Source organism: Streptomyces sp. NPDC053513, assembly GCF_044544765.1.
Lineage (GTDB): Bacteria > Actinomycetota > Actinomycetes > Streptomycetales > Streptomycetaceae > Streptomyces > Streptomyces litmocidini.
Window position 1 is genome coordinate 147702 of the sequence record NZ_JBITXP010000013.1, and the last position, 15984, is coordinate 163685.

The following is a 15984-nucleotide window of genomic DNA, read 5'->3' on the forward strand; positions in this document are numbered from 1 at the left end:
AGCGCCTTGGGGGAAGGGTTGACGGCCCTCGTTCACCATCCGATTCTGTGGTTTCGCTGTGTTCTTTGCGTAACTAGGGGTGGGGATGGTGAAGAAGCAGTGGGCGCGCCGGCGTGCCCGCAGCTCGACGATCGCCTTGTCGGCGGTCGTCATGGCGCTGGGTCTCCCGGCGCCCGCGGTCCAGGCGGCCGCACCGTCGGTCGCGACGACGACCGACCAGAACATCAAGCTCGACGAAGGGCACCGCGCGCTCGCGGAGGCCAAGAAGTCGGGTGAACGCGTGGAGGTCCAGGGTGAACGCTCCGAGCGGACCACGGTGTTCGCCAATCCGGACGGCTACACGTTCACGCTGGAGCAGTCCACCGTCCCCGTCCGGGTCGCCAAGCCCGGTGGCGGCTGGCAGACGCCGGACGCCACGCTCGTCCGCCGCTCCGACGGCTCGATCGGGCCCAAGGCGGCCTCGGCGGTCATGACCTTCTCGCGCGGCGGCTCCGAGGACCCGCTCGTCTCGATCGAGGAGCAGGGACGTTCCCTGGAGCTCGACTGGCAGGGCACCCTGCCGGCGCCCGTCCTCGACGGCAGCAGCGCCGTCTACCGCGAGGTGCTCCCGGACGTCGACCTGAAGGTCACCGCCACCGTCGAGAGCTTCCAGCACGTGCTGGTCGTCAAGACGCCGAAGGCGGCGGCCAACCCGAAGCTGAGGGAACTGACCTTCGGGCTGAAGGCCAAGGGCCTGGACGTGCGCAAGGGCGCGGCGGGCAACCTCAGCGCCGTGGACGAGACCGGCAAGACCGTCTTCCGCGCCCCGCCGGCGCAGATGTGGAACTCGGCCGGCCGGTCCGCCGCGACCCCGGCCGCCCAGCAGAAGCAGGCGTCGGCCGCGGACGGACGGCCCTCGGGCTCGGACGCCTCCCGCATCGAGCGCGCCCCGTCCGGCAAGGGCCTCGCCCCCGGCCAGGGCGACAAGGTCGCCCGGATGGGCGTCAAGCTCGGCAAGGGCTCGCTGTCGGTCGTCCCGGACGCCGCCATGCTCGCCACGAACGACGCCTCCGCCTTCCCGCTCTTCATCGACCCGACGGTCACCTGGGGCGAGTCGGAGCGCACGCTGCTGCGCAGCGACGGCTACGAGTCGTACGGCTGGGGCAACGGCAGCGACGGCCGCGGCCAGGGCGTCGGCGAGTGCGGCAGCTGGAACGGCTACTACTGCGGTCCCGGCTACGTGCAGCGCCTGTACTTCGAGTTCGCGCCCGACCAGCTCAAGGGCAAGCGCGTCCTCGACGCGACCTTCGCCGTGACCGAGCCGTGGGCCTTCCAGTGCGACCCGCGCACGGTCGACCTGGTCCGTACCGACAACATCTCCTCCGCCACGACCTGGGCCGGCCGGCCCAAGGAGCTGGACTGGATGGTCGACCGGTCCGTGTCCGCCGGACGCGGTTCGCTCTGCGACCCGGACTCCCCGGACGCGCCGATCGAGTTCAACGACAACCCGGAGGAGACCAACGAGAACCTCACGCCGACCGTCGCCTCCTTCGCGGCCGGCAACTTCTCGCGTCTCACGCTCGAACTGCGCGCCCACGACGAGACCGACACGTCGGCCTGGAAGCGCTTCAAGGACGACGCCGTCCTCCGCGTCAGCTACGTCGCCTACCCGGCGAAGCCGACCGGCGTCGGCATCGTGGGCGGCTCCGGCACGGTGTGCAGCACCAACGCGGCCGACCCGACGGTCGTCTCCGACCCGACGCCGACGCTGAACTCGACGCCGCAGACCGCCGCGGGCGGCGAGAGCGGCGCCAAGCTGAAGGCGTGGTTCCGGATCGAGAAGCAGGCCGCGGACGGCACCTGGTCCGGCTCGGGCCTCGCGAGTCCCTCCGGCACCGGCTTCGTCGGCGACAACGTCAAGGTCACGACCTCCTGGCCCAGCACCCTCACCGAGGGACCGCTGCACCGCTACACCTCGCTGACCCAGGTCTTCTACGACAACGGCACCCACGCGCAGTCCTCGGGCTACTCCAGCTGGTGCTACTTCAAGGTCGACCCGACCGCGCCCAAGAAGCCCACCATCGCCTTCAACGGCCCGTACGTCGAGTGCCTGCCCAACGACTGCCCGGCCGGCGGTGCCCCCGGCGTGGTCGGCGGCTTCACCTTCGGCCCCGCCACCGGCGACACCAACAACAAGTCGTACGACTGGCGTCTGGCCCCCTCCACCACGTGGAACGCGCTGGCGCCCGGCGTCCTCAAGGCGAACGTCACGCCCCCGGCCTCCGGCACGTACACCCTCGAGGTCCGCGCCAAGGACACCCTGGGACGCGCCGGCGCCACGAGCGCCGTCCTGTTCAAGGTGGCGACCGGCGCCGACGCCGTCGGCCGCTGGCACTTCGACGAGGCGACCGGCACCGCCCTCGACAGCGCCCCCACGGGCGGCGACTCCAACGCGACGCTGTCCGGCCCGGTGAACCGGGACGACCGCGGCCGGCGCGGGCTCATCACGCACGACGCGAACGGCGTGCCGCTGGAGGCGCCGGTGACGGACAAGGGACTCAACCTCGCCGGCACCACGGGTTACGCCTCCACCGACGGTCCCGTCGTCGGCACAGGCTCGTCCTACACTGTCTCCGCCTGGGTACGTCTGGAGGACGGCAGCCGCAACAACACGGCCCTGGGCCAGGACGGCACCATGACGGGCGGCTGGTACAGCGCCTTCTACCTCGGCTACCGGGCGGACTCCAAGAAGTGGGAGCTGCGCACCTCGCCGAAGGACGCCACGGACGGCGACATCAGCAACCAGATCGTGCAGTCCAAGCGGCCCGCCGTGATCGGCGCCTGGACGCACCTGGCCGCCGTGTACGACAACAACACCAAGCTGATCAAGCTGTACGTCAACGGTGAGCTCCAGGGGACGCGCACGGTCGTGCAGTCGTGGACGTCCACCGGCAAGTTCCAGATCGGCCGCGTCTGGTGGCGCGGCGCGTACTACGACTACTGGAAGGGCTCGATCGACGAGGTCGCCGCCTGGCAGCGCGCCCTGATCGACTCCGAGGTGGCCGAAGAAGCCCGGCTGACGATGCCCGGCGGCATGACCGGAGTGGAGCTCGTCGGCAGCTGGTCCGCCGCCAACACCTCCGGCACCACGGTCGCGGACCCCGACTCGGGCTACGGACGCGTGATGACGCTTGCGGGCGGCGCGGCCCTCTCGGGCGAGGAGATCGTCCTCGACGGCGTGGACGACGCGGCGACCGTCACCGGCCCCGTCATCGACGACACGGGCTCGTTCACGGTGTCGACGCAGGTCGCGCTGGACCGCGCCAAGGTCCTCGCGAAGGGCGTCGGCTACACGGGACAGGTCGTCGGCCAGCGCACGGCGGACGGCTCCTCCTGGGGCCTCTGGTTCAAGACGACCGGCACCAAGACCGTCCTCGACGAGGAGACCTTCGAAGAGGAGACCGTCCCGGTCGGCTACTGGTTCTTCGGCCGCCTCAACACCGACGGCACCTTCTCCGCGGTGCAGTCGGACGCGGAAGCGGTCCTCGGCGCCACCGTCCGCCTCACGGGCATCTTCGACGCCCAGAGCGGTGAGATCGCCCTCCGGGTCGGCACCTCGCAGAACGGCGACTGGGAGAAGTACACCGCCCAGGCCGGCACCGGCGAGCTGGCCGTCGGCAAGGGCATGACCGGCGGGCTGTGGAAGCACTTCCTGCCGGCCAAGGTCGCCGACGTACGGATCTGGGCCGGTGCGATGAACAACGAGAACCAGATCGAGGCTCAGATCGGCTCCTGACCGGAACCGGTCCCGTCGGGCCGGGCGGCACCGCGCGACGCGGTGGTGCCCGGCCCGACCTGTCACGGGCGGCGCTCTGCCGCCCTCACACATCGTCGAAGGACGGGAAAGAGCATCTGTGGTGTTCGACATAGGTAGTTCGACAACACGGCAGGGCAGAGCCCGCCGCAGGCGCCGCCGTGCGCTCGTGGTGCTGCCGCTCGCCGTGGCACTCTCCATACCGATCGGCCTCACCCCGGTCGTCGCCGCCGACGGCACGAAGGGCGGCCTCGGCCGCCCCGACCTGCCCGCGCAGCGCGTCAGCAAGGTCAAGCCGGTCACGGAGCCGGGAGCGAAGCAGGCCCGCCGACAGGTGGCCGAGGACCTGCGGAGCAACGCCTCCCAGGCGCTCCGCGCCCGCTCCGAACAACAGCGCGGCGACGCCTGGCCAAAGGCCGGCACCGCCGACCTGAAGCTCGGCGCCACCGCGTCGCCCGGCGGCCTGCCCGTCACCCTCGCCCCCGCCGCGGGCAAGGCCGCCGCGGCCGAGGGCACCGGCGCCACCGTCGCCGTCCTCGGCCAGAGCGCGGCGGACAGGCTCGGCATCACCGGCGTCGTCCTCACGGCCGAGGCCGACACGGCGGGCAGGGCCAGGATCGGCGTCGACTACGGGGCCTTCGCCTCGGCGGTCGGCGGCGGCTGGTCCGGACGCCTCCGGCTCGTCCGGCTCCCGGAATGCGCCCTGACCACGCCCGAGAAGGCGGAGTGCCGGACGCAGACCCCGCTCGCCTCCGACAACGACGCCGACACGCACACGGTCTCCGCCGACGTCGACCTCGCCGCCTCGGCCTCCGGGCCCGAGACCCAGCTCGGCACCGCCGCGTCCTCGACGAGCGGCGCCATGGTCATGGCCCTCACCACCTCGGGCGGCTCCGGCCAGTCCGCGAACGGCACGGGCGACTACAGCGCCACCCCGCTGACCTCCTCGTCCTCCTGGGCGGCGGGCGGCAGCTCGGGCGCGTTCACCTGGTCGTACGGCCTCTCGGTGCCCCCCGCGGCCGCCGGACCGGCCCCGAGCCTGACCATCACCTACGACTCCAGCAGCATCGACGGCCGCACGGCCACCACCAACAACCAGCCCACCTCCGTCGGCGAGGGGTTCACCCTCACCGAGTCGTACATCGAGCGCAGCTACGGCAGTTGCGACGACGACGGCCACACGGACATCGGTGACCGCTGCTGGACGTACGACAACGCCCGCATCGTGCTCAACGGCAAGTCCTCCCGCCTGGTGAAGACGGCCACCGCGGGCGTCTGGAAGCTGGAGGGCGACGACGCCTCGAAGGTGACCCGGCTGACGGGCGCCACGAACGGCGACGACGACGGCGAGTACTGGACGGTCGTCAGCGGCGACGGCACGAAGTACGTCTTCGGCCAGGACAAGCTCGACGGCGCCACCACCCAGCGCACCAACTCCACCTGGACCGTGCCCGTCTTCGGCGACGACTCCGGCGAGCCCGGCTACAGCGCCGGCACCACCTTCGCCGAGCGGGCGGTCACCCAGGCCTGGCGCTGGAACCTCGACTACGTCGAGGACACCCGCGGCAACGCGTCGACCTACTGGTACGACAAGGACACGAACTACTACAAGAAGAACAAGGCGACGAAGGCCGACGCGGAGTACGTCCGCAGCGGCCGTCTGAAGGAGATCACCTACGGCCTGCGCAAGGGCGAGCTCTTCACGGACAAGGCCGACGCGAAGGTCACCTTCGGCTACGCGGAGCGGTGCACGGCGGCGGACTGCACGTCCCTCACCAAGGAGACCGCCGACAAGTGGCCCGACGTCCCCTTCGACGCGATCTGCGCCAAGGACTCGACCGAGTGCCTCACCCAGTCCCCGTCGTTCTTCACCCGCAAGCGTCTCACCGACGTCAGCACCTTCAGCTGGAACACGGCGACCAGCGCCTACGACCCGGTCGACTCCTGGGCGTTCACCCAGCAGTACCTCGACGGCGGCGACATCGGTGACACCTCCGATCAGGTGCTGACGCTGAAGTCGGTCCAGCGGACCGCCAAGGCCGGCACCGCGATCACGACGAACCCGCTCTCGTTCACGTACCAGATGCGCCCGAACCGGGTGGACGGCACGGACGACATCCTGCCGCTGACCCGGCCCCGCGTCTCCACCATCACCTCGGAGACCGGCGCCCTCACCACCGTGGGCATCTCCGCGCCCGAGTGCGTCCGCAGCCAGGTCCTCACCGCGCCGCAGGACACCAACACCCGCAGCTGCTACCCGCTGTACTGGAACATCAACGGCGCCGCCGACGCGTCCGTCGACTGGTTCCACAAGTACCGCGTGCTCAGCGTCACCACCTCCGACCCGGCGGGCCAGAACGACACCGTCGAGAACGAGTACACGTACAGCGGTGCCGCCTGGCACTACAACGACGACCCCTTCACCAAGAAGGCCGAGCGGACCTGGTCCGACTGGCGCGGCTACCGCCAGGTCACGGTCCAGAAGGGATCGAGCAACGCCGCGGTCCGCTCCAAGACGGTCTCCCTCTACATGCAGGGCATGGACGGCGACCCGAACAAGGACGGCACCACCAAGTCCGTGACGCTGGCCCCGCTCGCCCAGCCCGCGATCGGCGTCGCCGGCATCAAGGACACCGACCAGTACAACGGCACCCTGCGCGAGCAGGTCGTCTACGACGGCGCGACCCCGCTCTCGGCCACGGTCAACGACCCGTGGTCGAAGGAGACCGCCCGTCAGACCGGCGTCCCCGACGCCGGCGACCACGTGGCCCGCTTCGTCCGCACGGACAAGACCACCGCGTACACCTACCTCACGGCCTCCGGGACCTGGCGTTCCAGCGCCACCGACACCGTCTCCTTCGACGCGGAAGGACGTCCCGTCAAGGTCCTCGACACCGGCGACCTCGCCGCCGGCGGTGACGAGACCTGCACCCAGACCTGGTACGCCGACAACGACACCGTCGGACTCAAGAACCTCGTCTCACGCGTGCGCACGGTCGCGCTCGGCTGCACCTTCGCCGAGACGGACCTGAAGCTGGAGAACGCCGACGGCACCCGCGGCAACGTCCTGTCCGACACGGCCACGGCCTACGACGGCCTCGCGTGGACCACCACCATGCAGCCGACCAAGGGGCTTCCCACCTGGGTGGGCCGCGCCACGACCTACGGCACGGGCGGGGCGGTCACCTGGGACAAGGGCACCACGACGGCCTACGACGTGCTCGGCAGGCCGACCAAGGTCACCAACGCCGACCTGAAGTCGACCACCACGTCGTACACGCCGGCCACCGCCGGTCCGCTCACCAGGACGCTGCAGGCCAACGCCCTGACCCACCAGAACGTCACGTACGTCGATCCGCGCCGCGGCCTGCCGGTGCGCATCTACGACGCGAACCTGAAGAAGACCGAGCTCGCCTACGACGCGCTCGGCCGGGTCACGGACGTCTGGCTGCCCAACCGCGACCGGGGCACCCAGAGTCCCAACAGCAAGTACACCTACTCCGTCAGCAACACCAAGCAGTCCTGGGTCTCCAGCGCCATGCTGAACGCCGACGGCGAGACCTACCAGACCACCTACGCGATCTACGACGCGCTGCTGCGGCCCCTCCAGACCCAGCGGCCGACCCCGCAGGGCGGCCGTGTCCTCACCGACACCCGCTACGACTCCCGCGGACTCGCCTACGAGACGTACGCGGACATCTTCGACAACACCGTCACGCCCAACGGCACGTACGCGCGCGCCGAATACGGCGAGGCGCCCGTCCAGACGCTGACGTCGTACGACGGGGCCGAGCGCCCGGTGTCCAGCGCCCTGCTCGTGCTGGGCGTCGAGAAGCAGAAGACGACCACCAGCTACACCGGTGACTCGGTGGCCACCACCGCGCCCGACGGCGGATCCGCGTCCCGCACGATCACCGACGTCCGGGGCAGGACCACGGAGACCCGCGAATACGCGGGCAGCAGCCCCGCCGACCCGCAGTTCGGTGCGACGCTCGGCGCGACGTACACCTCGACGAAGTTCACGTACACGCCGGACGGCAAGCAGAAGTCCATCACCGGCCCCGACAACGCCGCGTGGACGTACACCTACGACCTGTTCGGCCGCGAGAAGACCGCGACCGACCCGGACATGGGTGCTTCCACCACCGAGTACGACCTCCTCGACCGGCCGGTGAAGACCACCGGCGGCGGGAAGAGCGTCATCACCGCCTACGACGCCATCGGTCGTCCCACCTCCACCTGGGCGGGGGAGCAGAAGCCCGAGTACCTGCTCACCAAGCGCACCTACGACGCTCCGCTGAAGGGCTACCCGACGGCGGCGACCCGCTACGTCAACGGTGAGACCGGCTCGGCCTACACCAAGACCGTCACCGCCTACGACGCGCTCAACCGCCCCTCGACGACCGAGGTCACGCTTCCGGCCGGAGACGCGCTCACCGCCTCCGTCCCGGGCGGCAAGCTGACGTACACCACCACGTACCGGATCGACGGGTCCGTGGACACCGCGTCCGAGCCCGCCCTCGGCGGACTGCCCGCCGAGACGGTCAAGTACGGCTACGGCAGCGTCGGCCAGCTCACCTCGGTCACCGGGACCAGCGGGTACGTCCGCAACATCGACTACTCCGCCACCGGCCAGGTCCGGCAGCTCACCCTGGGCATGGGCGGCACCGGCGACCGGAACGTCTACGTCACCCACACCTACGAGGAGGGCACCGGCCGCCTGACCAACAGCAATGTCACGGACCAGACGCACCCGTACATGCTGCAGGACCTCACCTACACCTTTGACCAGGCCGGCAACGTCACGTCGATCGCCGACCCGACGACCCTCGGCGGCACCAGCAAGGCCGAGAAACAGTGCTTCGCCTACGACGGCCACCGCCGTCTCCTCGAAGCCTGGACCCCCGCGTCCCAGGACTGCACCGGCACCCGCGACGTCACCCAGCTGTCCGGCCCGGCCCCGTACTGGACCTCGTACACCTACAACAAGGCGGGACAGCGGGACACCGAGACCCAGCACGCCGCCACCGGCGACACCAGGACCACCTACTGCTACGACGCCACCAACCAGCCGCACGCCCTCCGCTACACGACCACGCGGACGACGACGCCGTGCGCCGCGGCCGACCCGGCCAAGGACAAGGTCTACGGCTACGACAGCCAGGGCAACACCACCAGGCGCCCCGGAGCCACGGGTCAGCAGGACCTGATCTGGTCCTCGGAGGGCAAGCTCGGCAAGCTCACCGAGGGCGGCAAGGCGACCGACTACCTGTACGACGCGGACGGCGAGCTGCTGATCCGCGCCACGGAGGGCGGCGAACGCGTCCTGTACGCGGGCTCCACCGAACTGCACGTCCCCTCGGGCGGAGCGGCGGTCTGGGCCCAGCGCAGCTACTCCGCCGGCGGCGGCGTGGTCGCCATGCGCTCCACCGAACTCGGCGTCAACAAGCTCACGTTCCTCGCCGGTGACCACCACGGCACCCAGAGCGTCGGCATCACCTCCGACGTCTCGCAGACGGTCACCAAGCGCTTCATGAACCCCTTCGGTTCGGAGCGCGGCGGATCCGTCGGCAGCTGGGGGAACGACAAGGGCTTCCTCGGCAAGACGCTCGACAGGACGACCGGCCTCACACACGTCGGGGCCCGGGAGTACGACGCGGTCACCGGCCAGTTCATCAGCGTCGACCCGCTGCTCTCCCCGGACCAGCACCAGTCGCTGAACGGCTACTCCTACGCCCACAACAGCCCGACCACCCTGGCCGACCCGACCGGCGAGAAGGTGCCGGAATGTGACAACCCGAGCAAGTACGGCATCACGTGCAAGGGAGGTCTCCCCGTCACCGGTGGTGGCGGCGGTGGCGGTGGCGGCGCCCCGTGCCCGAGCCTGACCAACCCGCAGTGCCCCGAGTACAACGGCGGCGGCGGCGGCGGTGGCGGCGGTGGCGGTGGCGGTGGCGGTGGCGGTGGCGGCGGTGGCGGTGGTGGCGGTGGTGGCGGCGGCAAGTCCGACGACTGCCCCTGGTACTCCACCTGCGGCCTGTCGAACGCCTGGGACAGCACCAAGAAGTTCGTGGTGGAGCACCGTGAGGTGATCTCGGTCGTCACCGAGGTCGTCGTCGGCGGGCTCTGCGTCAGCACGGCGGTCGGCGCCGGCTTCGTCTCGGGCGGCGCCGGATTCGCGGCCGCGGCCGGATGCGGCGCGGTGGCGGGTGCCGCCGGTTCCGCCCTCAACAACGCACTGACACCAGGAGCGGACAACAGCGTCACCGGCCAGCTGACGGCCCAGGCCAACGGCGCCGTCTGGGGCGCAGCCTCGGGCGTGGTGGGAGCGGGTGTCGGGAAGCTCGCGGAGAAGGGCGTCGCCAAGCTCATCGGCGGATGCCACTCCTTCCTGCCCGGCACCAAGGTGCTGATGGCCGACGGCTCGACCAAGGACATCGAGGACGTGGAGGTCGGCGACACCGTCGTCACCACGGACGTCGAGACGGGCGAGACCACGGAGAAGAAGGTCGTCGACACCATCCGGACGGAGGACGACAAGGCCTTCACCGAGATCACCGTCGCGACGGGCGACACCCTCTCCACCATCACCGCCACCGACACCCACCCCTTCTGGGTCCCCGCCCTGAAGGAATGGGTCCCGGCCGGCGACCTGCAGACGGGCCAGTGGCTCCGCACGAGCGCGGGGACGAAGGTCCAGATCACGGCGCTCAGCCACTACACGAAGCGCCAGCGCACGCATGACCTCACGATCGAGGACATCCACGCGTACTACGTGCTGGCGGCGTCCACTCCGCTGCTGGTGCACAACTGTGGCAACGGGCTGCCCGGCTTCGGCCAGGCTTGCACTTGCAATCCGAGCCAGGGTTTCGCCCGGTTCGGTACGAGCAAGGAGAGCACCGGTCGACTCGCGGGACAGGCTCAGAAGGCGGAGGCGAACGAGAAGTCCTTCGGCCATGGTGTTTCGGTCACGGTGGCTGACGGCCCGGCGGAAGGCGCTTCCTTTGCGACCAAGCAAGAAGTGGAAGAAGCGGGATTCTCGTTGATCTTCACCCCCACGAGGAACAATCCCATGCACCACACTCTGATCCTGCCCAAACCCGTGGACACGGCGGTTCAGAAGCGGTTCAACCTACTGTTCGGACGGAACTGATGCAGACGATGGAAGGCTCTGACGCGGGGCTCGGAACGCCGCGCGTGCTGATCGTCCTCGACTGGCGGGACGGCCCCCTCGAGGGCGTCCTTGCCACCGGCCGGGAGGCATGCTGGTACTTCCGGCTCTTCGCGGAGCGTTTCGAGGCTTCCGGTGCGGACGACCGGCTCTACGGGCTCTGGAGCATTCCGGGCGCGGACGCCTCGATTCTCCTGGGGGAATTCGGTTCCCCCGGCGGGGAGCCGGTCGTCTGGCCGGTCGTGGGCGGGCTGGGCTCGCCCGAAGCGCAGAGCGTCGTCGACGCGCTCCTCTCGGCCGAACGCGGTCTTCCGCGGCTCATCGTGAGGGCCCCGGACTTCCCCGAGGTCCTCGGAGTCTGGGATGTGACCTCGAACTAGTCCGATCGGATCGGTCCGGCCCGTGAGAAGGCCCGGACCGACACGGAGGCCCCGGCGCGTTTCGCCCGGGGCCTTTCCGCGTCTCCGGCCCGCCCCGCCGGCAGGAGTCACAACCACCCCTGCCGCCGCGCCGCCCGCACCGCCTCCATCCTGTTCCGCGTGCCCGTCTTGCCGATCGCGGAGGACAGGTAGTTGCGGACCGTGGACTCCGAGAGGTGCAGGGTCGCGGCGATGTCCGCGATCGTCGCGCCGTCCACCGAGGCCGCCAGGGCGTCCCGTTCGCGGGCCGTCAGCGGGTTCGGGCCCGCGCTGAGGGCCGCTGCCGCGAGGGCCGGGTCGATCACCGTCTCGCCGCGCAGCACCTGCCGGACCGCCTCGGCCAGGTCCTCCACGGGGCCGTCCTTCACGAGGAAGCCCGCCGCGCCCGCCTCCATCGCCCGCCGCAGGTAGCCGGGGCGGCCGAAGGTGGTGAGGATCAGGACCTTGCAGTCCGGGACCTCGTCCCGCAGGTCCGCCGCCGCGTCGAGGCCCGAACGCCCCGGGAGTTCGATGTCGAGCAGGGCCACGTCCGGGCGCGCGACGAGCGCCGCGTCGACGATCTCGTCCCCCCGCCCGACCTGCGCGACGACCTCGATGTCGTGCTCCATCCCGAGCAGCAGGGCCAGCGCCCCGCGCATCATGCCCTGGTCCTCGGCGAGCAGCAGTCTGATCATTCCGTGGGCTCCCCCTCGTGCGGTGCGGGGGTCTCCACGGGGAGCTCCGCGGTGACCCGGAACCCGCCCCGCGGAGCCGGCCCCGAGACAAGAGTGCCGCCTGCCGCGGCGACCCGCTCGCGCAGGCCGCGCAGGCCGCTGCCCGGGGCGGTGTCGGAGGGGCCGTGGCCGTTGTCGGTGACGGTGAGCCGGGCACGGTCGGTGGTGCCGCTGAGGTCGATCTCGCAGCGAGTGGCGCTGCTGTGCCGGATCGCGTTGGTCGCCGACTCCCGCACCACCCAGCTCAGCAGGGCCTCCGTCTGGGGCTCCAGGAGCGGGCCCGAACGGCGTACGACCGGTTCGATGCCGGCCGAGGAGAGCGCGTCGCGCGCCCGGTCCAGCTCGGTGGCGAGGCTGCCCTCGCGGTAGCCGGTCACCGCCTCCCTGATCTCGGTGAGCGCCTGACGGCCCACCGACTCGATGTCCGCGACCTGTGCCAGGGCCGCGTCCAGGTCGCGGGGGGCGAGCCGCCGGACGACCTCCGACTTCACCACGATCACCGAGAGGGTGTGGCCGAGCAGGTCGTGCAGGTCGCGCGAGAACCGCAACCGCTCCTTCTCCACCGCCGTGCGGGCCAGCTCCTCGCGGGTCTCGCGCAGCTCCCGGACCGTCTCGTCGAGGGCGAGGATCGCCGCCGTCACCATGACGGAGATGAACGTGCCGTACACGACGCCGAAGGAGTCCCAGCCGTCGCGCCAGAACGTCACCGCCGCGACCGCCGCGACCAGCGGGAAGGCGACGTACCGCAGCCGCTCCTTGCCCCGCACCACCGCGCCGACCGCGAGGCCCAGGAGCGGGAAGAGGAGCAGCCACTCCCGGCCGTAGCCGAGGGCGAGGGCGAAGGTGAGCGCGGCGAGGGCGGCGAGGAGGCACCAGGTCAGCGGGGCCTCACGGCTGCGGCGGTCGAAGGCCCGGAAGACGATCGCGATGTAGAGGGTGTTGAAGGCGAGCAGTCCGAGGCCGCCGATCCACGGGTTGGGGGCGTCCCCGCCGAGGAGGTGGGAGAGCGCGCCGAGGCCCATGAGGAGCCAGGGGAGGAGGCTCAGTCCGCTCGGGCCCCGGTCGGAGCGTTCTCGTGCCGTCGTTCTCCACCGCTGCCGTCTCGTCATGTCCACTCCCTACGCCGTCCTCGCCGAACGACGGTACGAGACCGCCGCGTACGTGCCGAACAGTGCCGCCCAGGCGACGACGACCGCGAGCGTCGTCGCGCCCGGGGCGTGGCCGTAGGCGATCGAGACGCCGAGTTCGGCGAAGCGGTTGGTCGGGGTGTACGCGGAGAGGGACCGCAGCCAGTCGGGGAAGAGGCTCACCGGGAACCACAGGCCGCCGAGGACCGCCAGGCCCAGGTTGCAGGCGATGTTCGCGACCCCGGTGGTCTGCGCGGTGAACCGGTAGCCGTTGCCGATGCCGAGGAGGGTGAAGGGGAGCGAGCCGAGCCAGAGGGCGAGGGCGACCACGGCCCACTCCCAGGCCGCCAGGTGGACGCCGTTGACGAGGCCGCCGGCGAGGAGGACCCCGACGATCGACGGCAGCACCACCACCGAGCCGGTGAGGGCGCGGCCGGTGACGACCTGGCGGGGGCTCATCGGTGTGATCCGCAGCTGCCGTAGCCAGCCGGACCCCTTGTCCTCGGCGACGCCCGTGCCGATCGACAGGGCGGCGCCGAGCGCACCGTACGCCGCCATGCCGACCATGGAGGCGGTCTTCCACTCCTCCTCGTTCTGGCCGCCGAGGTTGGTGAAGAGGAGGTACATCATCACCGGGACGGCGATGGCGCCGACGGCGAATCCGGTGTCGCGCAGGGTGCGGCGGACTTCGAGGCGTACGTACTCGGTGATCATCGGGTCGTCTCCAGGGGGCGGGCGTGCGCGGTGAGGGCGAGGAAGGCGTCGTTGAGGGACACGGGGGCGACTTCGAGGCCCCGGATCGCGTTCCGTTCGGCGAGCGCGCGGACGGTCGCGTCGGAGTCGTCGGTGTGGAGCCGGGCGCGGTCGCCGCGGATCTCCACGGAGGTCACTCCGGGGAGCAGGTCCAGGCCCGCGCTGGGGCCGCCGGCCAGGTCGAAGGCGACGAAGCTGCCGCCGGCCGCGCGCCTGAGGTCCTCGCCGGTGCCGTCGGCGAGGACGCGGCCGGAGTCGATGACGACGATCCGGTCGGCGTGGGCGTCGGCCTCCTCCAGGTAGTGGGTGGAGAAGAGGACGGTGTTGCCGCGCCGGGCGTAGCCGCGCATCGAGTCCCAGAAGACCTCGCGGGCCTCGACGTCGAGGGCGGCGGTGGGCTCGTCGAGGACGATCAGTTCGGGGTTGCCGGCGAGGGCGACGGCGAAGCGGACGCGCTGGACCTGGCCGCCGGAGAGGCGGTCGACCCGGCGGTCGGCGAGTTCGGTGAGGCCGGCGAGCGCGAGGGCCTCGGCGACCGGCATGGGCTTCGGGTAGGTGCGGGCGACGAAGGTGACGAGCTCGCGGACGGTGGTCCGGGGGACCGGGCGGCCGTCCTGGAGCATCGCGCCGGTCCGGCCGGCCGCGACGGCGCGGGCCGGGGTGTCGCCGAAGAGCCGCACCTCGCCGCCGTCGGGCTCGTCGAGGCCGAGGAGCAGGCCGATGGTGGTGGACTTGCCGGCGCCGTTGCGGCCGAGCAGGGCGACGGTCTCGCCGCGCCGGATGGTGAGGTCGATGCCGTCCACGGCGCGGACCGGTCCGAAGGACCGGGTGACTCCGGTGAAGGCGACCGCTGTCTCGTTCTTCATGGGGACGACGCTACGGAGCGGGGGGTACGGCCCGGCAGGCGTGGATGTACGGACCCGGCCGTGACAAATGTCCCGGGTGCCTTTCGTCCGAAGGTTTCTGACGTGTCGTCAGGAGGGTTCCCAACTCCTGTCGCCTCGGCTATACATGGGGTCCACCGACCTAGAACGCGTTCTAGAACGGGCGCGTACGGGACGGTCCCCGCACGGCCTCGGTGCGGCCGACGGTGCGGACGGCCGCGCCGAGGTCTTCCATGGAACGAGGAGCAGCAGCCCGATGCCCATCGACCCCGCCAAGGCCGTCGCCGCCGAACCCCGCAGCGCCGAGATCTCCTGGGACCACAAGGACGTCCAGCTCTACCACCTGGGCCTCGGCGCGGGCGTCCCCGCAACCGACCCCGACGAGCTCCGCTACACCCTGGAGTCCCGGCTCCACGTCCTGCCCAGCTTCGCCACCGTCGCGGGCGCCGGCATGGGCGTCGTCGGCGGACTCTCCGCCCCCGGCATCGACATCGACCTCGCCGCCGTCCTGCACGGCGGCCAGTCGATCACCCTCCACCGCCCCCTGCCCACCGGCGGCAGGGCCGTCTCCACCTCCCGCGTCGCCGCCGTGTACGACAAGGGCAAGGCCGCCGTCCTGGTCCTGCGCTCCGAGGCCGCCGACGAGGACGGCCCGCTCTGGACCAGCGACGCCTCGATCTTCGTGCGCGGCGAGGGCGGCTGGGGCGGCGACCGCGGCCCCTCCGAGCGCCTCCCGCTCCCGGAGCGCGCGCCCGACGCCGACGTCGAACGGCCGATCCGCGAGGAACAGGCCCTGCTCTACCGGCTCTCCGGCGACTGGAACCCGCTCCACGCCGACCCCGAGTTCGCCAAGCTCGCCGGCTTCGACCGGCCGATCCTGCACGGCCTCTGCTCGTACGGCATGACCCTCAAGGCGGTGGTGGACACGCTGCTCGGCGGCGACGTCACCCGCGTCCGCGCGTACCGCACGCGCTTCGCCGGGATCGTCTTCCCCGGCGAGACCCTGCGCATCCGGATGTGGGCCGGCGACGGCCGCGTCCAGGTGGCGGTGACGGCCGTGGAGCGCGACGACGCCCCGGTCCTCGCCGACACCCTCGTCGAACACTCGTAGACCCGTCCCGGAG

8 protein-coding genes are annotated in these 15984 nt (G+C 71.3%); 4 read left to right on the forward strand and 4 right to left on the reverse strand.

Annotation, left to right across the window (positions count from 1 at the left end; all coding sequences use genetic code 11):
- Positions 1-85 precede the first annotated feature (85 nt).
- From ACIGW4_RS23190 to ACIGW4_RS23200, 3 genes are all read left to right on the forward strand, one after another.
- Positions 86-3775 (forward strand): LamG-like jellyroll fold domain-containing protein, encoded by a 3690-nt coding sequence (locus ACIGW4_RS23190; RefSeq protein ID WP_399582613.1) that lies wholly within the window; start codon positions 86-88, stop codon positions 3773-3775.
- A 205-nt stretch (positions 3776-3980) separates the two neighbouring features.
- Entirely contained in the window at positions 3981-10946 is a 6966-nt protein-coding gene (locus ACIGW4_RS23195) for a polymorphic toxin-type HINT domain-containing protein (RefSeq protein ID WP_399582614.1), read from the forward strand.
- The gene (locus tag ACIGW4_RS23200) at positions 10946-11344 is read left to right on the forward strand and encodes a hypothetical protein (RefSeq protein ID WP_399582616.1); all 399 of its coding nucleotides are present in this window, start codon (positions 10946-10948) and stop codon (positions 11342-11344) included. The genes ACIGW4_RS23195 and ACIGW4_RS23200 overlap by 1 nt, the downstream gene beginning before the upstream one ends.
- A gap of 107 nt (positions 11345-11451) precedes the next feature.
- Here the strand turns inward: ACIGW4_RS23200 and ACIGW4_RS23205 are convergent, their stop codons facing one another.
- From ACIGW4_RS23205 to ACIGW4_RS23220, 4 genes are read right to left on the reverse strand one after another with little or no spacing between them, the layout of a single operon-like run.
- Entirely contained in the window at positions 11452-12057 is a 606-nt protein-coding gene (locus ACIGW4_RS23205) for a response regulator (protein WP_399582618.1), read from the reverse strand.
- A complete protein-coding gene (locus ACIGW4_RS23210) occupies positions 12054-13205 on the reverse strand; it encodes a sensor histidine kinase (RefSeq protein ID WP_399582620.1) in 1152 nt (383 codons plus the stop codon). Before ACIGW4_RS23210 ends, ACIGW4_RS23205 begins: the two co-directional genes overlap by 4 nt.
- 9 nt (positions 13206-13214) lie before the next feature.
- Positions 13215-13937 (reverse strand): ABC transporter permease, encoded by a 723-nt coding sequence (locus ACIGW4_RS23215; RefSeq protein WP_398710827.1) that lies wholly within the window; start codon positions 13935-13937, stop codon positions 13215-13217.
- Positions 13934-14842 carry an ABC transporter ATP-binding protein gene (locus ACIGW4_RS23220; protein ID WP_123451786.1) on the reverse strand — a complete coding sequence of 303 codons (909 nt, stop codon included), beginning with the start codon at positions 14840-14842 and terminating at the stop codon, positions 13934-13936. Before ACIGW4_RS23220 ends, ACIGW4_RS23215 begins: the two co-directional genes overlap by 4 nt.
- Positions 14843-15116: 274 nt before the next feature.
- On the opposite strand from ACIGW4_RS23220, the gene ACIGW4_RS23225 reads away from it, so the two are divergent.
- Positions 15117-15971: a MaoC/PaaZ C-terminal domain-containing protein gene (locus tag ACIGW4_RS23225; RefSeq protein WP_123451784.1), complete on the forward strand. Its 855-nt coding sequence runs from the start codon at positions 15117-15119 to the stop codon at positions 15969-15971.
- The last annotated feature ends 13 nt before the right edge of the window (positions 15972-15984 follow it).